The organism is Rouxiella chamberiensis (genome assembly GCF_026967475.1).
Taxonomy (GTDB): Bacteria; Pseudomonadota; Gammaproteobacteria; order Enterobacterales; family Enterobacteriaceae; genus Rouxiella; species Rouxiella chamberiensis.
Genome location: NZ_CP114058.1, coordinates 1,712,293 through 1,737,801, shown reverse-complemented (window position 1 = coordinate 1,737,801; position 25,509 = coordinate 1,712,293). Strand labels below are relative to the sequence as shown.

General features: G+C 59.5%; 12 protein-coding genes. 11 read left to right on the top strand and 1 reads right to left on the bottom strand.

What is annotated here, in order from left to right; all coding sequences use genetic code 11:
• The first annotated feature begins 46 nt into the window (after window positions 1-46).
• The 10 genes from fabD (at window position 47) to solL (ending at window position 23,483) form a co-directional block, all read left to right on the top strand.
• Complete coding sequence (gene fabD, locus O1V66_RS08055) at window positions 47-1,900, top strand: ACP S-malonyltransferase (protein WP_072045079.1); 1,854 nt, start codon at window positions 47-49, stop codon at window positions 1,898-1,900.
• Complete coding sequence (locus tag O1V66_RS08050; protein WP_269128248.1) at window positions 1,897-5,100, top strand: non-ribosomal peptide synthetase; 3,204 nt, start codon at window positions 1,897-1,899, stop codon at window positions 5,098-5,100. The genes fabD and O1V66_RS08050 overlap by 4 nt, the downstream gene beginning before the upstream one ends.
• Window positions 4,982-8,767: an amino acid adenylation domain-containing protein gene (locus O1V66_RS08045; RefSeq protein WP_269128340.1), complete on the top strand. Its 3,786-nt coding sequence runs from the start codon at window positions 4,982-4,984 to the stop codon at window positions 8,765-8,767. The genes O1V66_RS08050 and O1V66_RS08045 overlap by 119 nt, the downstream gene beginning before the upstream one ends.
• 103 nt (window positions 8,768-8,870) lie before the next feature.
• A complete protein-coding gene (gene solG / locus O1V66_RS08040; protein WP_045047691.1) occupies window positions 8,871-12,356 on the top strand; it encodes a solanimycin non-ribosomal peptide synthetase SolG in 3,486 nt (1,161 codons plus the stop codon).
• Entirely contained in the window at window positions 12,353-17,995 is a 5,643-nt protein-coding gene (locus O1V66_RS08035; RefSeq protein ID WP_269128247.1) for a non-ribosomal peptide synthetase, read from the top strand. Before solG ends, O1V66_RS08035 begins: the two co-directional genes overlap by 4 nt.
• 81 nt (window positions 17,996-18,076) lie before the next feature.
• Window positions 18,077-19,357 (top strand): solanimycin biosynthesis cytochrome P450 SolI, encoded by a 1,281-nt coding sequence (solI, locus tag O1V66_RS08030; RefSeq protein ID WP_045047693.1) that lies wholly within the window; start codon window positions 18,077-18,079, stop codon window positions 19,355-19,357.
• Window positions 19,358-19,414: 57 nt separating this feature from the next.
• Window positions 19,415-20,680, top strand: a complete 1,266-nt coding sequence (locus tag O1V66_RS08025; protein ID WP_045047694.1) for a glycosyltransferase — start codon at window positions 19,415-19,417, stop codon at window positions 20,678-20,680.
• Window positions 20,677-21,360, top strand: a complete 684-nt coding sequence (gene solJ / locus O1V66_RS08020; protein ID WP_241481397.1) for a solanimycin biosynthesis MBL-fold hydrolase SolJ — start codon at window positions 20,677-20,679, stop codon at window positions 21,358-21,360. Before O1V66_RS08025 ends, solJ begins: the two co-directional genes overlap by 4 nt.
• A gap of 96 nt (window positions 21,361-21,456) precedes the next feature.
• The gene (locus O1V66_RS08015; protein WP_052673406.1) at window positions 21,457-21,999 is read left to right on the top strand and encodes a MaoC/PaaZ C-terminal domain-containing protein; all 543 of its coding nucleotides are present in this window, start codon (window positions 21,457-21,459) and stop codon (window positions 21,997-21,999) included.
• A 62-nt stretch (window positions 22,000-22,061) separates the two neighbouring features.
• Window positions 22,062-23,483 (top strand): solanimycin export family MATE transporter SolL, encoded by a 1,422-nt coding sequence (solL, locus tag O1V66_RS08010; RefSeq protein WP_045047695.1) that lies wholly within the window; start codon window positions 22,062-22,064, stop codon window positions 23,481-23,483.
• On the opposite strand, the gene O1V66_RS08005 is transcribed toward solL, so the two are convergent.
• Window positions 23,480-24,277, bottom strand: a complete 798-nt coding sequence (locus tag O1V66_RS08005; RefSeq protein WP_045047696.1) for a DeoR/GlpR family DNA-binding transcription regulator — start codon at window positions 24,275-24,277, stop codon at window positions 23,480-23,482. The two genes, solL and O1V66_RS08005, sit on opposite strands and share 4 nt — an antisense overlap.
• Before the next feature lie 410 nt (window positions 24,278-24,687).
• On the opposite strand from O1V66_RS08005, the gene O1V66_RS08000 reads away from it, so the two are divergent.
• Window positions 24,688-25,509 (top strand): transketolase, encoded by an 822-nt coding sequence (locus O1V66_RS08000; RefSeq protein ID WP_045047697.1) that lies wholly within the window; start codon window positions 24,688-24,690, stop codon window positions 25,507-25,509.

Here is a 25,509-nt window from a genome sequence, read left to right as displayed (position 1 = left end):
ATAACTCACGAAACGTGTCATTTTGGGAAACAGTAAAAGGCGATTTATGTCTTCTTCAATTTGGGTATTTCCTGGTCAGGGATCGCAGTACAAAGGGATGGGAAATGAACTGTTTGAGCGTTTTCCCGATCTCGTTAAACAGGCCGATGCAGTGCTTGGCTATTCGGTTCGCGAAATGTGTGTGGAAGACCCGCAAGGGTTGCTTGGAGAAACGCAATTCACCCAGCCTGCACTGTTTGTGGTTTCGGCACTGGCGTTACTGGCCGAGCGCGAGGACGGCCGCGCCGCGCCGGAGTGTTATGCAGGCCACAGCCTCGGCGAGTTCGTGGCGCTGTTCGCGGCCGGTGCCTTTGATTTCGCGACCGGCGTTGCGCTGGTAAAAGAGCGCGGCAGGCTGATGGCGAGCGCACCGCGTGGCGCGATGGCTGCCGTGCTGGGTCTGGGGCAGTCGCGCGTAGCCGAATTGCTGGCCGCCTCGCCGTTTACCGGCATTGATATCGCCAATATCAACAGTGCGCAGCAAATCGTGATTTCGGGGCTGCGTGATGACATCACGGCGGCGCAGACCCTGTTTGCCGAGGCGGGCGGGCGTTACATCCTCCTTAACGTCTCTGCCGCTTTTCACTCCCGCTATCTGCGCGACATCGAACAACAATTCAACCAGTTTGCGCAGGGTTTCACCTTTAATCCGCTGACTTCGCGGGTTATCTCCAACTACACGGCACAAGACTATCCGACGACCGACTATCTCGACCTGCTGACACGCCAGATAAGCCATCCGGTGCGCTGGTATGAAAGCCTTTCCTCTCTGCTGGCGCAGGGCGAAGTCGAACTGCGAGAAATCGGTCCGGGACAGGTATTGACCAACCTGTTCAAGAAAATCCAGGCACAGCCGTTTGTGCCCGAGAAAAGCTCAGGTCAACGCCCCGTGGTCTTTATGTATGGCGGTCAGGGCGCACAGTATTACGGCATGGGGCAAGAATTCTATCGTCGTCACGAGGTTTTTCGCGCGCAGATGGAACATTGCGACGCGCTGTACCGCAAGCACACCGGCAACAGTCTGCTCGAGGCGCTGTATGACGACACCCGTCGCCAGATGCCGCTTTCCGACGTCGTGCTGTCCAGCGCGGCGCTGTTGAGTCTCGGCGTCAGCCTGACCGGCCTGCTGAAAGCCGAAGGCATCCAGCCCGGCGGCGTGATGGGCTATAGCCTCGGTGAATGTATTGCGGCGGTCGTGGCCGGGGTGCTGACGTTGGACGATGCAATGAAGCTTGTGGTGAGTCAGGCGCGGATGCTGAGTGAACAGACGGCGGGCGGCGGCATGATGAGCGTGCTGGCCCCGATCGAACACTTCCATGCGAATGCCGCGCTGTATCAGCACACGGAACTCGCCAGCCTCAATTTCCAGAAAAACTTTGTGGTCAGCGGCAGTCTGGCCACGCTGTCGGCGCTCAAGGAGCAACTGTCGCAGCGCGAGATTATCTCCATGCTGCTGCCGGTCGAGCAGCCGTTTCATTCTGCCGGTATCGACATCATCGAACCTGAGTTCCGCGCACTCGTCGAGACTCTGCCGAAACAGGCGGCCAGCCTGCCGGTTTATTCGGCGATGTCGGGAAAACCGGTCGCAGAATGGGACGGCGACTATTTCTGGCGCGTGCTGCGAAATCCCGTGGATTTTCATGGCTTGATGACGTCGCTTGCCGGGAAGGACCGCGCCTTTTATGTGGATCTCAGTCCGACCGGCACGCTCTCGACCTTCCTTAAATACGGTTTTGCCGAAAAGCTCTGCCACGGCGCCGTGATCAACCAGTTTGGCCGCAATGTCGAGAGCCTTTCCAGCCTGCTGACGGCACTGGAAAAACACGCTGAACACCCTGTGATGGAGGGCGCATCATTATGACGTTGATGCAGGAAGAGACTCGCCTGTCGCGCAAAGACGCGGCCCGCAAGTACTGGCAAACCTATCTTGCCGGTGCGCAACGAACCCGTAATGCCGCGCTGCAAGGCGTGGGTGACGAGGTCGATTCTTCGTCGCACGAGGCGGGCAGGGTCACGGTGGACATGGCACCGGATGTAAATCGTGCGCTGCTGGCCCTCGTCAAGCAGGCGTCAATCACGCTCGATGTGCTGTTAAGCGCGGCGTGGAGCCTGCTGCTGGCTAAATACAGCGGGGAAGACGAGGTGCTGTTTGGTCAGCGCATTGTCAGCAGCCTCACGGGGGAACGTCAGGCGCTGCCGCTGCGCATCGCCATTGACGGCCATCTCGCGCTGGGTGAATGGTTTTGCGCCCTGACGACCCGCCTAGACGCGCACCGGGACCATGCCGAAATCGATGAGCAGGATTTGCTTCGCGCAGCGGGAAAAACTGCCGAACAACCGCTGTTTGACTCGCTGATCGCCGTGAGTGAAACACAGGAACGCGACGCTATGGACGATGCGCCTGTGCAACTTACGCTGCATGCAGGCGTGACGTTGTCACTTGAGCTAAGTTATCGCGCCGGGGAAATTTCCCATCATGATGCGCTCGAGATTCTGCACCGTCTACAACGGCTGCTGACGAGCTTCACCCAAGGCACGACGCGCACCTTGCGCGAACAGACAATGCTCGACACTCATGAAATCGATCGTGTGCTTCATCACTGGAATGCGACCGCGTTAGAGCTGGATTTGCAGCGCTCTCTCTATGCGCTGTTCGAGGATCAGGTCGCTGCCAGACAAGACGCGCGGGCGCTGGTGGCCGAAGACGCCTGCCTGAGTTATCGCCAGCTTGCCGACCGCGCCGCGCAGATAGCCGCAGGCTTGCAGCAGGCGGGCGTCGCGCAGGGGGATCGCGTGGTGCTCAGCATGGAGAAAACGCCCGACCTGATCGCCGCCATGCTTGGCATTATCAAACTCGGGGCCGCCTATGTGCCGATCGCGCTGGATGCGCCGCGCGAGCGCCGGGCATTTATTCTTGAAGACGCAGAGGTTCGCTGGACCTTAACCACGCAGGCCTCGCGGGCAAGCTTTGCCGAAGAAGAGAGCGGCAATCTGCTGTTCGTCGATGATTTTATCGCGAACGACCGGACGGACGAAACCCACGTGGCAACGGCGGCTGTGGATTCGCAGACCATCGCCTATATCATTTACACCTCCGGCACGACGGGCACGCCAAAGGGCGTGGAAATCAGCCATCGTAATCTCATTAACTTCTGCGGCTGGTGTGAAGACCTCGGGATTTTCAGCGCAGGTCAGCCGATCATGCAGTTTGCGCCCTATACCTTTGATGCCTCGGCGGGCGAGATTTTCGGCACCCTGACACGCGGTTGTGAACTGCATCTGTTATCGAACGCGCTGATTCAGAACCCTCCGGCGTTGAGCGAATACCTGAATGCACACGACATCCGCTTCGCTGCGTTTCCACCGCCTTATCTTGCACATCTGGATCCGTCGCGCGTGCCGGAGGGCATGACGCTGCTGACCGCCGGTTCCGCGCCAACCCCCGCGCTTATCGAGCGCTGGAGTGAGCGCTGCCGCTACATCAATGGCTACGGGCCGACAGAAACCACCATTATGTCGTCGGCGTGGATGCGCGATGCCGAGCCGCAGCAGGATAATCGCCTGAGCATTGGCCGGCCGATTGCCAATACCCGCATGTACGTGGTCGACACGCTGGGCCAGCTCTGTGCGCCGGGCATGGCGGGTGAAATCTGGATAGGCGGCGAGGGCGTGGCGGTCGGTTATGTCAATCGTCCCGACCTGACGGCCAAACATTTTATCGCCGATCCCTGGGTAGCGGGCGGCAGAGTCTATCGCACCGGGGACATTGGACGCTGGTTCGAGGACGGCCGCATCGAGTTTCTCGGCCGTCGCGACCATCAGATAAAGCTGAGTGGATACCGCATCGAACTCGGCGAGATAGAATCCCGTCTCGCCGCGCTGCCGCAGGTAAAAGAAGCCACGGTGGTCGGACTGACCGTCGACGGCGGCGAACCGCGTCTGGTCGCCTATGTGGTGCCGCACGAGGTCTGCGGCAATGAGGTTATCGGCCCGTGGCGTGAAATCCTCGCCACGCAACTGCCGAGCTATATGATCCCGGCCGCCTTTGTGATGCTGTCTTCGCTGCCGCTGACTGCCAACGGCAAAATCGATCGCAAGGCATTGCCGCAGCCTGACAGCCGTGCCTATCTGCAACGTGACTTCGACGCGCCGCATCGCGGAATCGAAACCACGCTGGCGCAACTTTGGCAGGAGATGCTGGGCGTTGGCGAGGTAGGGCGTCAGGACAACTTCTTCGAGCTGGGCGGCAGTTCGCTGCTCGCGATGCAACTGCGGATAAAGTTGCGCGACCTGAATCTGTATACCGATGTGCCGACGCTGTTCGCATATCCGGTGCTGGCCGACCTGGCGACCCACATCGCCCTTGAACCGCCGGTTTGCGCCGAAAAAGCCGTACCGGCCACGCTGCTGACCCCCGAAACCCCCTCGCTGCATCCGGCGCTGTTTCCGCTGGTGTCGTTGACTCAACCCCAGCTCGACAGCCTGGTGGCGCGCGTCTCCGGCGGTCTTGGCAATATTCAGGATATCTACGCGCTGGCCCCGATTCAGGAGGGCATACTCTTCCATCATCTGCTGGAACAGCAGGGTGACCCTTATCTTCAATGCGGTCATTTGTCCTTTGCGCAGCGCACTACGCTCGATAACTATCTAGACGCCGTGCAGCGGGTGATTGAACGTCACGATGTGCTGCGCACCGCGTTTATCTGGCAGGGGCTGGAGAAACCGGTGCAGGTGGTATTGCGCCACGCCTGTCTGCACGTCGAAGAGGTAAATCTCGATGCGGCCCAGGGATCGATAGTCGAACAACTCAAGGCGCGTCATGCACCCGAATCTCACCGTATCGATCTGGCGCAGCCGCCGCTGCTGAAGATGGTCGTGGCCTATGACCGCGAACCAGGATGTCTGGCAGGCGCTGATGTATCTGCATCATCTGGTCGAAGATCTGGCCTCGCTGCAGATTCTGCTCGCCGACATTCAGGCGTTTCTGACCGGCAAGGGCAGCAGCCTGCCGCCTGCGGTGCCGTTCCGCCACCATGTCGCCGCGTTGCAGGGACAGGATAATACCGATGCGCAGCGGGCATTTTTCGGCGCGATGCTGGCCGATGTCAGCGAACCGACGGTGCCTTTCAATCTCAAGGGCGGGCATCTTCAGGGGCTGCGCATTATCGAAACCCGTCAGACGCTGGACGCCACATGGGTGCAACGGCTGCGCTATCAGGCCCGCCGTCTTGGCGTGGGCGTCAGCTCTCTCTGTCATCTGAGCTGGGCGCGGGTGATGGGCGCGATCAGTGGGCGCGAAACGGTGGTCTTCGGCACCGTGTTGTCGGGGCGTATGCAGGGCGAGGGCAGCGAGCAGATTCTAGGGCCGTGCATCAACACGCTGCCACTACGACTGGATGTGGGGCAAGGGGCTGTCGAAGACGCCGTGCGTCTCACCCATCAGCGCCTGAGCGCCCTGATAAAACATGAACATGCGACCTTGTCGCTGGCCCAGCAGTGCAGCGGTATCGTGTCGCCCACGCCGATGTTCAGCGCGGTGTTGAACTATCGACACAACCGCCCGACCGATATCGATGTGCTGGGTCCCATCGAGCAGGATGGCGTGACGTGGCACGGCTTCGAGGAGCGCACTCACTATCCGGTTACCGCCTCGATAGACGAGGTCGGCAACCAGCTCGAGGTCGGTATTCAGGCCGTCGAATCACTCTCAAGTGCGCGCATTGCGGGCTATTTCACCGAAAGTATTCACAGTCTGGTAGCCGCGCTCGAAGCCGCGATGCCGCCTGCTTCGGCGTCGATTTCACTCCATCAGCTGAACGTGCTGCCCGCCGACGAGCGCCAGCGGTTGCTTGGCGACTTCAATGCAACGGCCTTGCCTTTCCCGAACGCGGCGACGATTCACAGCCTGTTCGAGCAGCAGGCGGAAAAACAGCCTCACGCCGTGGCGCTGCGAATGGGCGAGGTGCGCCTGAGTTATGCCGAACTGAATCAGCGGGCCAATCAACTGGCGCATCGACTGATTGCGCTGGGCGTCGGGCCGGATGTGTGCGTCGCGGTCTGCATCGATCGCAGTGAAACCCTGCTGATTGCCTTGCTGGCGACCCTCAAGGCTGGCGGGGCCTATGTGCCGCTTGACCCCGACTATCCCGCAGCACGGCTGGCCTACATTCTGGAGGATGCCCGTCCGAAAGCGTTGCTGGTCGACGCCCGCGGCAGTCAGGTCTTGACGGCGGAAAGCGCACCTTCGCTGACATGCCTGAATCTGGACGACGAGGCGCAGTCTCTGGCGGTTCTGCCTGCGACCAATCCGCGCGTGGCGGCGCTGACCTCCGCGCATCTGGCCTATGTCATTTACACCTCGGGCTCCACCGGTCAGCCGAAAGGCGTTATGGTCGAGCATCGGCAGGTTGGCAATTTCCTGACGGGCATGCAGGCGCTGTTCAACCTGACGCCGAAAGACTGCCTGCTGTCGGTCACCAGTATTTCCTTTGATATCGCAGGGCTGGAGCTGTATCTGCCGCTGATGACCGGCGCTTCCATCCTGCTGGCGAGCCGCAGTCAGGCGAGAGACCCGTATGCGCTGCTGGTGCTGTTGCAGGACGCGGCCATCAGCATCATGCAGGCCACGCCGACCACGTGGCGTGCGCTGGTCGATGCCGATGCCACGCCGCATCCGCAGCTGAAAATTCTCTGCGGCGGCGAAGCATTGCCAAGCGATTTGGCGCGACGTCTGCATGTTTTTGGCGAGTCGCTGTGGAACCTCTACGGCCCGACCGAAACGACTATCTGGTCAACCTGCCAGCGGGTCGAGGCCGACGACGTCGACCGCTACAACCAGGCGATTGGACGTCCTGTTGCCAACACTCAGGTGTATCTGCTGGACGCCAACGGCCATCCCGTGCCGCTGGGCGCTATCGGTGAGTTGTATATCGGAGGTGACGGTGTCACGCGTGGCTACCACGCGCGCCCCGAGCTCACTGCCGAGCGGTTTATCGCCGATCCCTTCTCCCGCGACCCCGAGGCGCGGTTGTACCGCACCGGTGATTTCGCGCAGTTTATGGCCGACGGACGGCTGATTTACCTTGGGCGTACCGACAGCCAGTTGAAACTGCGCGGTCATCGCATCGAACTTCAGGAGATTGAAGCCCGTCTGCAAAGCCATGCGCTGGTGCGGGAGGCCGTGGTGGTCGCTCGCGACGATCTGGCCGGTGCGACCCGTCTGGTGGCCTATGTGGTGCCGCGCTCCCTCGAAGAGAGAGCCGAGGATCACGCGCCTGCCACAGACAATCTCGATTTCAGCCTGTTCTTCTTTGGCGCGACCAGCGATGCCCGTCAGGGGTATCAGGATTTCGCCGAGGCGGCAGAGTTTGGCGACCAGCACGGCTTTACGGCGATATGGACGCCGGAACGCCATTTTCACAGCGTGGGCGGCCTCTACGCCAACCCTGCGCTGCTTCATGCCTCGCTCGCCAGTCGTACGCGCAACATCCAGCTGCGCGCCGGGAGTGTGGTGCTGCCGCTGCACGACCCTGTGACGATCGCCGAAAACTGGTCGATAGTCGACAACCTGTCAAATGGCCGCGTGGGCGTGGGAATTGCGTCGGGCTGGAATCAGCAGGATTTCGTGCTGGCTCCGCATAACTATCGCGCGCGCCGAGACGTGATGCGCCAGAGCATCGACGCGTTGAACACCTTGTGGCAGGGCGGCAGCGTGACGCGCCTGGACAGCCACGACAATGAGATTGCCGTGGAGATTTACCCGAAACCCGTGCAGAAGAGCCTGCCTCTGTGGATAACCGCGGCGGGCACGTCCGAAACCTTTGCCTATGCGGGCAGTACGGGCGCGAATGTACTGACCCACATGCTCACCCAGAACATGCAGGGGCTTGCCGACCACATCGATATTTATCGCGCCGCGCGGGAAAAGGCCGGTTATGACCCGCTGACCGGCACGGTAACCGTGATGATCCACACCTACCTCGGGGCCGACCACGACGAGGTATTGCAGCAGGCCAAAGGTCCGTTCCTGGACTATTTGCAGGGGCATCTCAGCCTGCTCTCCTGCTGGCTGAAAGAGCAGGATATCAACCTCGAGGCGCTTGGCGAAGACGATAAACGAAGCCTGCTGGAGTTTGCCTTCAAACGTTACACCCGCGAGCTGTCGTTTATCGGCACGCCGGAATCCGCCTTGGCCGTGGCCGAACAGCTGCGTGAAATCGGCGTCAACGAAGTGGCCTGCCTGGTGGACTGGCTGGTGCCCGAGAATGCGCAGTCGGCGCTGACACATCTCGCGACCTTCAAGAGCAGGGTGCAAAGCCTGTTTGGCCGCAAGACTCTGCGCAGGCATCTTCAGGAGACCTTGCCCGATTATATGGTGCCCGCCGCCTTCGTGATGCTCGACGCCCTGCCGCTGACGCCCAACGGCAAGATTGACCGCAACGCGCTGGTGGCACCCGACGACGTGGCATTCGCCCGTCGCGCCTACACCCCGCCGCAGGGAAGCATCGAAACCACGATGGCATTGCTGTGGGAGGAGTTGCTGGGTGTTCCGCAGGTCGGGCGTCAGGACCATTTCTTTGAACTCGGCGGTTATTCGCTGCTGGCCGTGAGGCTGATTGAACAGCTGCGCCGTAAAGGGCTCAGCATCGAAATACGCACCTTATTTGATACGCCCGTTTTGGCAGACCTTGCGGCCAAAACGCTCGAGCTTGCGGAGACACGACTTTGAACACTTTACGTCCAGAATGGCAGCACCACGACCTTACGCGTTTCGTGGCATTACCTTATCAACAATATCAGGGCTTACCGGCTTTCATCACGGAGATTACAAAATGAGCGATTTCGAACAGTTACTGCTGACCCTTGAAGAGGCAAAAATCTCGATCTCGCTGGATAACGAGGATTTGGTTATCACGGCTGCCAAAGGGGCGCTGACCAGCGAGATTAAAAGCGCACTGCGCGAGCACAAGGCGACGATGGTCCATGCACTGCGCAACGGCCGTCGTCTGTCGAGCGCCTTCGAAGTGGTGGTTCCGGCCAATAAAATTACGCCGCAGACCACCGCCATCACCCCGGAACTGCTGCCGCTGATTGACTTCACCCAGAGCGATATCGACCACGTGGTGGAGCAGGTTGCCGGCGGCGTTGCCAATATTCAGGATATCTATTCGCTGGCACCGTTGCAGGAGGGCATTCTGTTCCACCACATGCTGGCAAGCAAGGGCGACCCATACCTGCAAACGGGGCAGATGAGCTTCGACAGCCGCGAAAAAGTCGATAACTATCTCGCCGCCGTGCAGAAAGTGGTCGATCGTCACGACATCATGCGCACCGGATTTTACTGGGAAGGCGTATCGACGCCGTGTCAGGTGGTGCAGCGTCAGGCCAGCCTTCACGTGCTCGAGGTCGAACTGGACCCTGCCGACGGGCCTGTCGCCGAACAGCTTGCGGCACGATTCGATCCTTCACACTACCGCATCGATCTGGCCAAACCACCGCTGCTGCACGCCTTTATGGCCTATGACAGGCAGGCAGAACGCTACGAGATGTTCCGCGTACTGCATCATATGATTGATGACATTACTTCGGTGCTGATCCTTTCTTCCGAAATCCATACCTTCCTTGCGGGTCGCGGACATCAACTGCCCGAGGCGCAACCTTTCCGCCGCCTGATTGCGCAGGTGCGTCTCGGGAAAAGCCCGCAGGAGCACGAGCGCTATTTCCGCTCGACGCTGGGCGATATCGAGGAGCCGACCACGCCGTACGGGCTGGTGAACATGCTCGACGACGCCGACATCATCGAAGTCACCCGCAAGGTGCCGCAGCGCCTCAATGATGTGCTGCGCGCCTATTCGCGCCGACTGGGAGTGAGTCTCGGCAGTATCTGCCACCTGGCCTGGGGACAGGTGCTGTCCTGTCTCAGCGGGCAGGATTCCGTGGTGTTCGGCACCATTCTGTTTGGCCGCATGCATGCCGGTGACGGTGCCGACCAGATTATGGGGCCGTTTATCAACACCTTGCCGCTGCGTCTGGATATGGCGGGCGCCACCGTCGAAGAGAGCGTCCGCGCCACCCATAAGCGTCTCGCCGAACTGTTGAGTCATGAACATGCTTCGCTGGCGCTGGCGCTGCGTTGCAGTGGCATGACCGGCTCGACGCCGCTGTTCAATACCCTGTTCAACTATCGCCACAATCGCGAATCCGAAAGCAAGTCGCTGGACTTTGTGGTTCCCGAAGCAGACCAGTGGGACGGCTTCGAGGAGCGCACCACGTATCCTATCACGCTGTCCGTGGACGATTACGGCAGCGCGCTGGGCCTGAACATTCAGGTGGTCGAGTCGCTGGATCCGCAATTGCTGTTTGGCTACATGCAGCACGCCCTCGAAAACATCGCGAAGGCGCTGGAGGAAGCCCCGCATACGCCGATGGAACAGATCAATATTCTGCCCGCCGCGGAGCGCCATCTGCTGCTGAACCAGTGGAACGATACCGCCCGCGTTTATCCCGAGGTGGCCTACACGCACCAGATGTTCGAGCAGCAGGTGCAAAGGACGCCGCAGGCACCGGCGCTGCGCTTTGGCAGCCGTACCCTGAGTTACCGCGAGCTGGACGCGGTGTCGAACCAGTTGGCGCACCATCTGCATCGTCAGGGCGTCAAACCGGATGACCGCGTGGCGCTGTGTCTGGATCGCAGCATCGAGATGGTGATTGGTCTGATGGGGATCCTCAAGGCGGGCGGTGCCTATGTACCGCTGGACCCGGATTATCCGCAGGAAAGACTGGCCTATATTCTGCAGGACGCCGCTCCGGCGCTGCTGCTGCTCGACCCGCGCGGGTGTGAAGTCACGGCCGGGCTGGATACCGCAGGCGTCGCGACCTTCGAGCTGAATGCCGAATGGCTGGCGAATTCCGACTTGCCGACCACGCCGCTGTCTGCGGACGAGCTAGGCCTGACCGCCCGCAATCTGGCCTACGTGATTTATACCTCCGGTTCCACCGGCAAGCCAAAAGGCGTCGAGAACGAACATCGCGGATTAATCAACCGCCTGCAATGGATGCAGGAAGCCTATCAGCTCGACGCCAGCGACGCCGTGCTGCAAAAAACCACCTTCAGCTTTGACGTGTCGGTGTGGGAATTCTTCTGGCCGCTCTCCGTCGGTGCGACGCTGGTCGTGGCCCCGCCGGGCGCGCACAAAGACACGCGTGCGCTGGCGCAGGTTATCCAGACCCATAACATCACCACGCTTCACTTTGTGCCGTCGATGCTCAACCTGTTCCTGGCAAGCGATGACGCAACCGCCTGCCGCAGCCTGCGCCGAATCGTCTGTAGCGGCGAAGCGCTGAGTTCCCAAAGCGTGGCGGCCTGTCATAACGTGCTGCCGCTCACCGTGGTGCATAACCTCTATGGACCGACCGAAGCCGCCATCGATGTGACGTCGTGGACCTGTCCGCAGGATTTGCCCGCCACGGCAACGGTGCCGATTGGCCGCCCGATTGCCAACCTGCGCATCTATCTGCTCGACCAGCATAGGCGACCGGTTCCGGCGGGCGTGGTCGGTGAACTGTACATCGGCGGTGTAGGCGTGGCGCGCGGTTATCTTAATCGTCCCGACCTTACCGCCGAGCGTTTCCTGAAAGATACGTTTGTCTCCGAGGCCGGGGCACGCATGTACCGCACCGGCGATCTGGCGCGTTACCTGCCCAACGGCGATATCGAGTATCTCGGCCGTAACGACAATCAGGTCAAGATTCGCGGATTCCGTATCGAGCTGGGTGAAATCGATGCGGCGTTGCAGAAACAGCCGTCCATCAGGGACGCCGTCGTGGTGGCCCGCGAAGATGCGCAGGGCGATCTGCGGCTGGTCGCCTATGTGGTGGTGGCAGCCGCTGCCGAAGGATTGAGCACTTCCGAATACATTGCCGAATGGCGCAGCAAGCTGGCCGCCCGGTTGCCTGACTATATGGTGCCCGCCGCCTTCGTCAAACTCGACGAACTGCCGCTGACCGCCAATGGCAAGCTGGACCGCAAGGCGCTGCCGCTGCCCGACGATGCCTCTTTCTTTCGTCGCACCTACGCCGCGCCGCAGGGCGAGGTCGAAATCGTGATGGCCGAACTGTGGCAGCAGTTGCTGGGCGTGGAGCGCATCGGTCGTCACGACAACTTCTTCGAGCTGGGCGGTCATTCGCTGCTGGCGGTGCAATTGATGGAGCATTTGCGTCAGCGCGACATGAGTATCGAAATCCGTGCGCTGTTTGAAAGCCCGACGCTGGCCGAGCTGTCCGAACGCACCGTTGAACTGGACGAGATGAGAATATGATGGGATTCGATGACCTGTTAACCACGCTTGATGATGCCCGCATCGCCCTGACGCTGGAGGGTGAATCTCTGGTCATCAAGGCAGCAAAGGGGTCGTTGACCCCGGAAATCAAGGCGGCATTGCGTGAGCACAAACCTTCGCTGGTTGCCGCCCTGCGGGAGGGCAACCTGTTCTCCGCGTCGGGCGGACAGGGTGCGAACGCCCCGGCCAATCGCATTACGCCGCAAACGCGCGCCCTGACGCCTGACATGCTGCCGCTGATTACGCTGACCCAGCCCGATATTGACGCCATCGTCGCCAGGATCCCGGGCGGGGTCGCCAATATTCAGGATATCTATGCGCTGACGCCGTTGCAGGAGGGGATCCTGTTTCTGCATCAACTGAGCGACAAGGGCGACCCTTATTTGCAGTTTGCCAAGGTGTCGCTCGCCAACCGCGAGGTGATGCAGCAGTACGTCGAGGCGGTTCAGCAGACCGTCAATCGCCACGATATTCTGCGCACCGCATTCCTGTGGCAGGGCTTGTCGACCTCGGCGCAGGTGGTGCTGCGCGAGGCCAGGGTCCGGCTTGTCGAGGTCGAGATAGACCCGGCGCACGGGCCGGTGATGCAGCAACTGGTACAGCGTTATGACCCGGCGCATTACCGGGTCGATCTGACGCAGGCTCCGCTGCTGAGCCTGTTTACGGCACAAGACCCGCACAGCGGACGCTGGGAAATGGTGATGCTGCAACACCATTTGATAGACGATATCGCCTCGTTACAGATAATGATTCAGGACATTCGCGCCTTTATGCTGGGGCAGGGACATCGCTTGCCTGCCGCGCAGCCGTTTCGTCGCCTGATTGCCAAAATACGCACCGAACAGTCAGAGGCGCAGCACGCGCAGTTTTTCCGCGCGATGCTGGGCGATATCGATGCACCCACGCAGCCGTTCGGGATTGCGCAGCGCGCGGTGGACAACGCCAACGTGGTCGAACGGCGTCAGGACGTCGACCCGGTGCTGGTCGCCAGTCTGCGCGCGCAGGCCCGCCGTCTTGGCGTCAGCATGGGCAGCCTCTGTCATCTGGTGTGGGGACAGGTGATGGCGCGCGCCAGCGACAGCGACACCGTGGTCTTCGGCACTATCCTGCTTGGCCGTTTGCAGGCAGGAGAAGGGGCCGATCAGATTATGGGTCCGTTCATCAATACGTTGCCTCTTCGTCTCGACCTGGGTTCTGTCGGCGTTGAAGAGAGTGTGCGCATCACGCATCAACGTCTGGCCGCCCTGCTGAGCCATGAGCATGCGTCGCTTGGACTGGCGCAGCGTTGTAGCGGCGTTGCGCCGCCGACGCCGCTCTTTAATGTGCTGTTCAACTATCGCCACAACCAACAATCCGCCGAGGAGCAGATTGATACCTCGGGTGAGCGCGACGCGGTGGAATGGCACGGTTTCGAGGAGCGCACCGATTATCCGCTGACCGTATCGGTGGATGATTTCGGTGAGACGCTGCGCCTGAACGTGCTGGCGGCAGAACCTCTGTCGGCCGAGCGTATCCTGGGTTATCTCCAGCAGACGATGCGCAGTCTGGCGCAGGCGCTAGAGAGCCAGCCGGACAAACCGATGCACGCGCTGGATATTCTGCCTGCCGCCGAACGCCGACAACTGCTGACAACGTGGAATAACACGGCCACGGATTATCCAGCCCATGACACCGTGCACCGTCTTTTTGAACAACAGGTTGCCCGCACGCCCGACGCCATCGCGGTCATCGACGATGCCTCTAAGCTCAGTTATCGCGAGCTGGACCAGCGGGCAAATCAGCTGGCACACAGGCTGGTGGCTGAAGGCATCAAGCCGAAGGATGTCGTGGCGCTGCTGTTGCCGCGTGGCAGTGCCTTGCTGGCGGCGACGCTGGCTGTCCTGAAAGCGGGGGCAACCTACGTGCCGCTGGATCCACTGGCACCACCCGCGCGATTGAACGGGATCCTCGACAACTGCGCCGCGCGCCTGCTGCTGACGGACGCCGACCAGACGTTGGCCGACGACGTGGCGGTACCGGTGTTGGATGTCGACAGCGTCGAAGTCAAGGCCGCAAGCCGTGAAGTGGTGACCGCCTCGAGCGAGGCCACGGACCCGGCCTACATTATGTATACCTCGGGTTCGACCGGCATTCCAAAAGGTGTGGTTGTGCCGCATCGGGCCATCGCGCGGCTGGTGATAAACAGCGGCGTCGGCGATTTTTCCCCAAACGATCGCATGGCGCTGGCCGCCAACACGGCTTTCGACGCCAGCACGCTGGAAATCTGGGCACCGCTGCTGTCGGGAGGTTGCTGCGTGGTGATAGCGCAGGATGTCTTGCTGTCTCCGCCTGCGCTGGTTCGCGCCCTCAAGCAGCACCGCGTAAACCAGATGTGGCTGACCGTGGGACTGTTTAATCAGCTTTATAGCGAGCTGGCACCGGTTCTGCCGCAGTTCAAGACGCTGTTTATCGGCGGCGATGCACTGGATTCCAATATTATTGCCCAGGTTTTGCGCGCGCATCCCGAGGTCAGGCTGGTCAACGGGTATGGACCGACCGAAACCACCACGTTTGCCACCACCTTCCCGATAGCGGGCGTCTCGACGCAGGGCGGCAGCATTCCGATTGGTCGTCCGATTGGCAATACCCGCGCCTATGTGCTCGACAAACATCGGCATCCGGTGCCGCTGGGCGCGGTGGGTGAGCTGTATCTGGGCGGTGACGGCGTGGCGCTTGGCTATCTCGATGCGCCCGAACTCACCGCCGAGCGCTTTATTGCCGACCCGTTCGCGGCCGACAGTTCGGCGGCCAACCGCCTGTATCGCACGGGAGATCTGGTGCGATACAGGCCGGACGGCAATCTGCTGTTTATGGGGCGTAACGATCAGCAGGTCAAACTGCGCGGTTTTCGCATCGAGCTTGGTGAAATCGAAAGCCATTTAGCCGCACACCCCCTGATTGAAAAGGCGCGGGTGTTGGCGGTGGACAACGGGGGCGGTAAACGGCTGGTCGCCTATGTGGAGGGCACCGCGACGGAAGCGGCATTGCTCGAGCATCTCGGCGAGCGTCTGCCGGATTACATGGTGCCTGCGCGTATTATCACGCTGGCGGCGTTTCCGCTCACGGCCAACGGAAAAGTCGATATCAAGGCGCTGCCAGCGGTGGAATTTAATGACACGGCTCACTATCGCGCGCCGCGCGATGCGCAGGAACTCGCGCTGTGCGAGCTTTATGCCGAGCTGCTGCAAGAGCCGCAGATAGGGATAGACGACGATTTCTTTGCGATGGGCGGTCATTCGATTCTGGCGACCGGCTTGATTGGCCGGATTCGCGCCAGACTGGGCATCGAGCTGCCGGTGCGTGTGCTGTTTGAAAATCCGACCGTTGCCGGACTTTCGAAACAGCTTAATCCGCAACAACGGGTGCGCAAGCCGTTGGCCCGTATCGCACCGCGCCCGCAACCGCTGCCCGTGTCCTACAGCCAGCATCTGATGTGGGTCGGGCAGAATACGCGCGGCGACAACGCCTCGCTCAACACGCCCATCGTGGTTTCGCTGCAGGGCGAGCTTAACCTGGAAGCATTGACGGCCGCGCTCAACGATCTGGTGGCACGCCACGAAACGCTGCGCACCCGCTTTGCGGTGGTGGAAGGGCAGCCGGTTCAGGTTATCACCCCTTTCGAGCAGGTCGAGCTTGAGGTGCCGTGTATCGACGTCAGTGCCGAACGGGTTCGGGAGACGGTGTTCGACGCCATTACCCGCGTCTTTGATCTGGCGGTCGATCTGCCGTTTCGTCCGTCCATCCTGCGCGTCGGACCCCAGTCGCACGTGCTGGTCATGCTGTTCCACCATATTGCCTGCGATGCCTTCTCGCTGGCACCGCTGACGCGCGATCTGACGCTGGCCTACCAGTCGCGTCTGGCGGGGCAGGCTCCGCCGTTTGCCGCGCTGCCGGTGGATTATGCCGATTATGCCGTGTGGCACCGCGCGCTGCTGGGCGACGTCAATCAGCCCGACAGCCTGTATGCCGAACAGTTGGCTTACTGGAAAAAGACGCTCGACGGGGTGCCCGCGACGCTGGCGTTGCCGCAGGACAGACCGCGTCCGCCAACACCGAGTTATCGGGGCGAAGTGGTGCCGCTGCGCATCGAGGCCGGTTTGCATCAGCGTTTGAGCGCGCTGGCGCGTGCGCACACCATGACGCTGTCGATGGTTTTGCAGGCGGCGTTGGGCATTTTCTACACCCGTCTCGGCGCGGGCGAAGATATTCCGCTGGGCGCAATTCTGGCCGGGCGCAGCGATCAGGCACTGAGCGAGCTGGTGGGCTGCTTCCTGACGCAGTGGGTGATGCGCGTGGATACTTCCGGTAATCCGCGTGTCGACGAGGTGCTCAAACGCGTGCGCGCGCAGGCGCTTAACGCCTACGAAAATCAGGATATTCCCTACCTAAAGCTGGTGACGGAGCTGCTGCCGGTGCGCTCGCCCGCGCATTATCCGCTGTTCCAGACCATGCTTATCCTGCAAAACACGCCGTCGGAAACCTTTGCGGTGCCGGGGCTTGATGCGCAGGTCTATCCGGCGCACAGCGGTAATACCAAGTGGGATCTCTACTACATGCTGTATGAAAAATACGGCGAACACGGCGAGGCGCTTGGCATGGACGGCATTCTGGAATATGCCGTGGATCTGTTTAACCGCGACACCGCCGAGCGGATGGTCGAAGGTTATCTCGCGACCCTCGAGGCGATGGTCAGCGCGCCACAGGCGTCTATCCATCAGTTTTCACTCACTTCCAGCGCGTTGCAGACGGAGGTGAACTGCGCCGAATCGCCTGCTTCGACCCCTCCGGTCGCAGATTTCAACCCGCTTATCCTGCTGCAAAAAGGCGCGGCGCATCTCCCGCCGCTGTTTTGCATCGCGGGTGCCGGGTCTACCGTCACCGACTTTCTGCCGCTGGTGCAGGCTCTCCCTGCGAATCAACCGGTCTATGGCCTGCTTGCCAAAGGTCTCGACGGCGTTGATACCCCCGAACAGTCGGTGCAAGCCGCCGCCGCGCGCAATCTGCACGCCTTACGTCAGGCCGGTCTTGGTGGCGAACACCCCGTTCATCTGCTCGGGCATTCGTTTGGCGGTCAGGTGGCGTTCGAGATGGCGCGACAGAGTGCTTCGCAGCAGGTGCGCATAGCATCGTTGATGCTGGTCGATTCCGAAGCGCCGCTTGGCCCGGATGAACCTGCTTCAACGCCTGCGCTTGCCGACTGCATGCGCGAATACGTCGAGAGTCTGGGTTATACGCGGGGTCAGTCGCTGACAATCGACGCGGATATTTACGCCCGTCAGGATATCGACGCGCTGCTCGCAAGCCTTCATCAACATCTCAAAGAAAACGGCAGAATGCCGACCCCTGCCTCGCCGCCGTTATTGACGGGGCCGTGGCAGACCTTCCTGGCTGCAAGACAGACTGCCTATCGACCTGCCTCGCGCTATCACGGACAGGTCAATCTGGTTCAGGTGCGTGATCCGTCGATGACGGCCGAGACCAGGACCGCGAACGTCGGGATATCGATGCCTCCGGATGGGCAAACTGGGCGGAAAAACTCGAGACCGTTTCGGGGCCTGCGCAGCACTTTAGCGTGCTGAAAGCGCCTCACGTCTCCGAACTTGTGCAATGTTGGCTTCACTTGTGCGGTAACACCGTGGAAAAGAGAGAGGGTGAATAAGATGGCTGAACTGACCCACGTCGAGATTGAAGATATTCACACGCTGCCGCTGGCCGAGCTTAATCCTGCACGTCGCGACCGTTTTGCCAAGGCAACCGAGCTGCCGGTTTTCGCGCGTCTGCGCCGCGAAGATCCGGTGCATTTCACGCCCGACAGCGAATTCGGCCCCTATTGGTCACTGACGCTGTGGGAAGACATTCGCGCCGTCGGCAACAATTATCGCGATTTCACCTCGACCGAAAATATCGACCTCAAGTCGATTGAAGAGAAGATAAAGCTGGACAAGGCGCTGAAGGCGCTGGGTCATGAACGACGTAAAAATGTCGGATTTATCACCATGGACCCGCCGGAGCACACGCAGCATCGCAAGGCGGTGACGCCCGCAATGGGGCCGTCGAGCCTCGCTCGCATGGAACCGTTGCTGCGCGAGCGCGCGGGGATGATTCTCGATGGCCTGCCTATCGGCAAGCCGTTTGACTGGGTGGAACACGTTTCCAAAGAGCTGACGGCCACCGTATTGGCGACACTGTTCGATTTTCCCTTCGAGGATCGCCGCAAACTGACGTATTGGTCCGACATGCTGATGTTCGAGCCGGGACGAGGGCCGGTGAAAAGCTGGGAGCATAAAGCGCAGGAGACCATCAAATGCTATCAGGCGTTTGAAGCGCTATGGGAAAAACGCCGTCGAGGCCCGCCGGGGCACGACCTGATTTCGATGCTGGCGCATCACCCCGAAACCTGCGACATGACGCTGGAGCAGTTTCGCGGCACCATCGTGCTGCTGATTATCGGCGGTAATGACACCACGCGAAATACCATCTCGGGCAGTGTGTACTGGCTGGACAAATACCCGCAGGAGTTCGCCAAGCTCAGAGCCAATCCGAAACTCGTGGCTTCCATGGTGTCTGAAACCCTGCGTTTTCAGACGCCGATAAGCTTCATGAGCCGCGTTGCAAATCGGGATGTAGAGATCCGGGGCAAAACCATCAGAGAGGGCGACCGCGTGCTGATGTGGTATCTGTCCGGCAATCGCGATGCCACCGCAATTGATGACCCGGATACCTTCTGCATCGATCGTGACCGCGCCCGTCGGCATCTCTCCTTTGGCGTGGGCGTTCACGCCTGTGTAGGAAGTCGAGTTGCCGAAATGCAGCTGGCGATTATCTGGGAGGAGATCCTAAAGCGCTTCACCGCGATAAACGTGCTCGACGAACCCGAACGCAACTATTCCAACTTCCTGCATGGTTTTGAAAATCTGAATGTCATTATTCCTGAACGATAACCGGCCTCGCCCCGCAGAAGGACGGCGGTTTCATCCCGGCCATTCAAGGGGCGAGCAATGAAAGTGTCTATGATAACCGCCGGGTCGATGGGCGATATTCGCCCGTTTATCGTGCTGGGCAAGCGGCTGCAACAGATGGGGCATCAATGCTCCATCATGTCGGGCGAACGCAACGCGCAGTTTGTTATCGACGAGGGGTTGGGGTTCGACCGCTGGGATCTGGATTTACCGGAGGCGATGCAGGTGGAGCAGGATCTGATGGACGGCGAGTCGGTGCGCAAGGCGGCCAGAAAGATGTCGGGTGTAGTCGAAAAACTGATGTCGCTATGGGTGGAGCAGGGAACGGCCGCGGCGAGCGGCAGCCGACTGATCATCGCCGCCAATCAGGCGGTACCGCTGGCAATGTCGATTGGCGAAAAGTTCGATATTCCGGTGGTCACCGCCTATTTTGCGCCGCTGACGCCGTCGCGCACCATTCCGCCGTTTTTCCTGAATAAAATCATCAGGCTGCCGGGGGTTGTCAACCTCGCGGTCTGGAAACTGCTGCGCCTCGTGATGTGGCGCTTCGTGGCGAAATCCTTTAGCGCCTGCCGCGCCAGTCTGGGGCTGAATGACTGGCGCTGGAGCGGGCCGTGGGCGGATAAACGCAACGATGCGCGGAAAATTCTCTATGCCTTTAGCCCGCATCTGGTGCCGCGTCCCGCCGAATGGCCTGAGGAGAGCATTAAAATCACCGGCAGCTGGGAGGGCGCTGTCACCTCGACCCAGACCGTTTCACCGGCGCTCGAGCGTTTTATAGCCGAAGGCGAGGCGCCCATTTATATCGGTTTTGGCAGCATGGTCAGCTCGGATCCCGTCGGGTTGACGCAGAAAATCATCGCCGTGCTTCGCAATATGGGGGTGCGGGCTGTCATTGTGCGCGGCAGCGGCGCGCTGGTGGCGGAAATGATTGCGGCGGCCACTCTGCCGGGCGTTATCTGTGTTGATCACGTCTCGCACGCGTGGCTGTTTCCGAAAGTGAAAACCGTGTTTCACCACGGCGGCGGCGGTACGGTTGCCGCCGCCGCAAGGGCCGGTACGCCGCAGGTCATCATGCCGTTTATCTATGATCAATTTTACTGGGCGTGGCAGCTCGAGAACCTCGGCGTCAGCGGCGGCAGCCTGTCCCTTAAACGCGTCGACGAAGCCGACATCGAAACGGCGCTCATCAAAAGCTTTTCTGCCGACGTCGTGGAACGTGCGAAACGGCTCAGGCAGCAAGTAGGGCAGGAAAACGGCGTGGAAACCACCATAAAAACGCTACAGCATTGGGGATACCTGTGAATTCATCGCAAGAGATCACCGTGACCACGCTGAAAGTGAGTCAGGGGCGATTTATCAACAACAACTATCTGGTGGTGAATCGCCGCACGGGAAAAGCGCTGCTGATTGATCCCGCCTGGGAAAAGGCCCGACTGGAAACCGCGCTGCACGAAGCGAATGCCGAACTGGCGGGCATTCTGCTGACGCACGCCCACGCCGACCATACCGATCTCGCCGCGAGTCTGGCCGACATTCACGGCTGTCCGGTGTGGATGTCCAGACAGGAAGCGCAATTTTCGGGCTTTGCGATTGCCGCGCTGCAAACCTTCGAAGAGCAATGCTTTGAAGTCGGCGGCATGATGATCCGCCCGGTCATTACACCCGGCCACACCCCCGGGAGCACCTGCTACTGGATAGGCCCGCATCTGTTTACGGGCGACACGCTGTTTATCGAAGGCTGCGGACTCTGCCCCGACCGCGCGGCGGCCAAAAGCATGTTCGCCAGTCTGGAACGGCTCAAGGCGCTTCTTTCGCAGCAGGTGCGTATCTATCCCGGACACAGCTATGTGCAGCCGCCGGGGTTGACGCTGGAACAGGTCTTTCGTTTCAACCTTTATCTGTCGCTGGACGACGAAGAGGTATTTATCAATTTTCGAATGCGCAGTGGGCAGGCCAGGGCCAATTGGCTGGCCTTTTCCTGAAAGCAGGCAAGACATTGTCATGGCCGACAAGAGCGTACAACACCAGGCGATATTGCGTCGGCAAACAGGCTCAAAAATAACAAGGTGCTTTTTACAATGTATGAAGAAAATGCTGCGAATGATTATTTACACGGTGCCGAGGAATATGCGGCCCCTCAGACTCTATCGGAGTCTTCGCCCGCTGCGCTGCATTTAGACGGCCTCGCGGTGGGTCAGATTTTTCATAGCCCTGAATATTATGTCTCGGCACAGGAGATAACCGAATTTTCGAGTAAATACGATCCACAGCCGTTTCATATGGACGACGAACTGGCGAAAGATTCCATCTTTAGGGGGCTGGCGGCCAGCGGTTGGCATACCGTTAGTATCACCATGAATCTGCTGGTAAAAAGTCTGCCGCTGGCGCAGGGGATTATTGGGACCGGCGTAGAGAAAATCAACTGGCTGCGGCCTACGCGCCCGGGCGATATTCTGCGAATCCAGGCCCGAATCACCGAGATTTCGTCATCCCCCGCCAGACCCGACCGGGCAAAGGTCAGTATTCAGATAGGGACTTTTGGTCAGGATAATAAATTGCGTCAGGAACTCATCGGCAAGCTGCTTATTTTTCGGGCAGGCAAACCCGTTGACACACTGTAATTGCCGTTCAACCGGCGATAAAAATAAAGGCATTCATTGCCGCACATAATAAGGAAAGTTTCTTGGCAACTGATATTTCCGCTGGCACAGCCAACGTATTGTTACAGGGTTCGATATTGCGCTCTCTGGCAAAGATAGGGATTCCCGTGATATTGGCCAATCTTCTTCAATCGGGTTATATCATGATTGATGCCTTCTGGGTCGGGCGACTGGGTGACACGGCCGTGGCGGCGATATCGGTTAGCCAGCCTATTATTTTTCTGGTTTTTGCGCTGGGCATTGGCGTGAGCGTTGCGGGTACGACTATGGTGGCGCAGTGCATCGGGGCGAAGTTACATCAGGATGCCAACCAGTTAGCGGCGCAGTCATTCATGCTGTCACTGCTGTTTGCGCTGCCCATTGCGCTCGTGGCCTATTGGCTGGCTCCGTGGATGTTGCACGCACTTGGCACACACGACGAGGTACTGCCTTCGGCGCTGAGCTTCTCGCGGGTGCTGATTGGCGGCTTGATCTTTACCTTCGGCTTTTCGATGCTGCAATCCTTGATGCGCGGCTCCGGCGAAGTGCGAATTCCGCTGATGATAACGCTCGGCACGCTTATCCTGAACGCCCTTATGGATCCGTTGCTGATTTACGGCTGGGGCGTGATTCCGGCGTTTGGCGTGACGGGGGCCGCGATCGCTACCGTGTTCAATCAGGGCATCGCGATGGTGGCGGGATTGCTGGTGCTGCGTTTTGGTCGTGTGGGGCTGAACCTCTATTTTGGGGCGATGATGCCACGACTGAAGATTGTCAAATCCGTAGTGCGCCTTGGTTTACCGGCTTCCATCGAGCTTTGCGCGCATGCACTGAGTGCGAGCGGCATGATGGCGCTGGTGGCCGTGCTGGGTACGGTGGTGACGGCGGCTTACGGGGTAGTCAACAATATCAATGCGCTGGTGATTGTGCCTGCAATAGGGGTATCCATCGCGACGGCGACGTTGGTGGGCCAGAATGTCGGTGCGGGCAATTTTGCGCGGGCAAGGGCCATCGGGCGCGTCAGCGCTGCCATCGCCTTCGTGGTTCTGACGCTGGTCGGGCTGCTGGCGTACGGATTTGCCGAAGACATTGTGGCATTCTTCGCGCCGGGACAAACGGCGGTTATCGATAATGGCCGCCGTTTTCTGCAAATCATCGCGCCAAGCTACGGCCTGATTGGGTTACAGATGGCGCTAAGTGGCGCATTTCGGGCCACGGGCCGCACCATGACCACCATGACGCTGGCGCTGGTGTCGCAATGGCTGGTGCAAATCCCGCTGGCGTGGGGGATGTCCCGCTATACCTCGCTTGAACTTTCGGGTCTGTGGTATGCGTTCCCTGTCACCAACCTGTTACTCGCCATCGTGACTCTGGTTCTCTATGAGCGCATTGACTGGCAGCGCACCTGTCTGGTCGAGAAGCCGCAAGACGGCGCGCCGGAGACGTTGAATGTGGTGACCGATTAGAAAGCCGAGGCGATTAATACCTCAACGCCTACCGCTTCGAAAGCGGCCTTGGACTCGGCGCTAATGCCGCTATCGGTAATAAGATAGTGAATCTTCGACCACTCGCACGGCAGGGCAAACATCGACACCTTGTCGATTTTGCTGGAATCCGCCACCACATAAACCTGATTGGCCGACTGGATCATCGCACTTTTGACCTTGATGTCCGTCTCGCTCGGGAAGCTCAGCCCGACGCGTGGTGAAATGCAGGCCGTGGCGAGAAACAGCTTTTCGGCCAATACATTTTCGAAAAAGCTGGCGGCCTTTTCACCCGAAGTCGAAAGCGTCGGGAACTTGAAGGTGCCGCCGGTCAGCAGGATATTTACGCCGGGTTCGCCGCCCAGCTGCAAGGCGATATTAACCGCCGTGGTAATAACCGACAGTTTCTTGATATGTCCCAGATTGTTGGCAATGGCCGTGGTGGTGGTGCCCGAGTCAAGAATCAGCGTATCGCCCGCCTCGATAAAACTCGCCGCCAGCCTGCCAATCGCCTCTTTCTCTTTCATCTGCGTCTGTCTTTCCAACAGCAGGGCGTGTGTGTTCTGTTTGCCGTCCATCAGCGTGGCGCCGCCGTGATAGCGCTGCACGTGTCCCTGCTTTTGCAGCACGCGCAAATCGGTGCGGATCGTGGCTTCGGTCAACTCAAAGGCGTCAGTAAGCATTTTCACTGTGACAGTGCCATCTTCCCTGATCATTTCCAATATCTTGTCGCGACGGTGTTGCATGTCCGCCAACTGTTCGCTTTTGCTTTTCAATTGAAATCCCCTTTAACGACCTATGCCTACATCTTAGCGCCTTAAACCGCTAAATATCGGCAAATAAGCCAAATTCTCGCGGCATGCTGGAAATCTTAACTGTGAGTCCACGTGAAAGCGAGGCGGATAAAATTGTTTTTACGTTTTCATATGAAAATCAAAAGCGGGTTTTAAAGGCTTTAGTTTCGATAAAACAATGGCTTGTCATGATTAAGAATAATGCCATTAATTTTAATATATTGATTTTTATGAATTAAATTGCATTGCAGCGAATTGTACAAAACTTGATCGGCCGCGCATTTTTCCCCAAAACGATAACCTATAGTTTTATTCGAAAATGAGTTGTGCCGTAAACGATTCTGTTCATGGGAACAGACGAGCGTAAACGGCAAGGTCTAGACGAGGTAAAGATGGACGCTCAGGCAACCCCTACGTTTCAGGATATAAAAACCGTCGCCCGACAGGCACGTCGTTATGTTTTGCAGATGAACCACCACGCGGGCAAGGGCCACACCGGGGCCGATCTTTCAGAAGTCGATATTATCTGCACCCTCTATATGTCGGTCATGGATCGCGGTGAACAGCGCCCCGATCAGGACCGCTTTATTCTCTCCAAAGGGCACGGCGCGGGGGGATTGTACTGTAGCGCAGCGGCGATGGGTTTGCTGGACCCAGCCGTGCTCGACCAGTTTATGGGCGATGACACCTTGCTGGCCGGTCATCCGGTGCATCAAAAGCTGCCCGATCTGGTCGAGATAAATTCCGGCGGTCTGGGGCACGGCCTGCCGATTGCCGTCGGTCTGGCGCTCGGTAACAAGATAAGTGGCCGTTCGCATCGTCGCGCCTTCGTATTGCTGGGCGACGGCGAACTGGCGGAAGGCTCCAACTGGGAAGCCGCGATGGCGGCCAGCAAGTTCAAGCTCGACAATCTGGTCGCTATCGTCGACCGCAACCGTTTACAGCTTGCGGGCAAAACCGAAGAGATCATGCCGCTCGAACCGTTGGCCGACAAATGGAAGGCATTCGGTTTCGAAGTGCTGGAGTGCGATGGCCACGACCCCGAAGCCATTCACGCCGCCGTCACGCAGCCGATGCAGGGCAAACCCCGGGTCATTCTGGCCAATACCGAAAAAGGTCACGGTATTTCGTTTATGGCCAACGTTCCCGCCTGGCACCATGCCGTGCCCAACGATCAGCAACTGGCCCAAGGGCTGGCCGAGCTGGAGGAGTGA

Bases quoted from the DNA above. Each gene is read 5' to 3' on its own strand.
- solG (WP_045047691.1), top strand. From the start codon at position 8,871: ATGAGCGATTTCGAACAGTTACTGCTGACCCTTGAAGAGGCAAAAATC.
- O1V66_RS08050 (WP_269128248.1), top strand. From the start codon at position 1,897: ATGACGTTGATGCAGGAAGAGACTCGCCTGTCGCGCAAAGACGCGGCC.
- O1V66_RS08000 (WP_045047697.1), top strand. From the start codon at position 24,688: ATGGACGCTCAGGCAACCCCTACGTTTCAGGATATAAAAACCGTCGCC.
- solI (WP_045047693.1), top strand. From the start codon at position 18,077: ATGGCTGAACTGACCCACGTCGAGATTGAAGATATTCACACGCTGCCG.
- O1V66_RS08015 (WP_052673406.1), top strand. From the start codon at position 21,457: ATGTATGAAGAAAATGCTGCGAATGATTATTTACACGGTGCCGAGGAA.
- O1V66_RS08035 (WP_269128247.1), top strand. From the start codon at position 12,353: ATGATGGGATTCGATGACCTGTTAACCACGCTTGATGATGCCCGCATC.
- fabD (WP_072045079.1), top strand. From the start codon at position 47: ATGTCTTCTTCAATTTGGGTATTTCCTGGTCAGGGATCGCAGTACAAA.
- O1V66_RS08025 (WP_045047694.1), top strand. From the start codon at position 19,415: ATGAAAGTGTCTATGATAACCGCCGGGTCGATGGGCGATATTCGCCCG.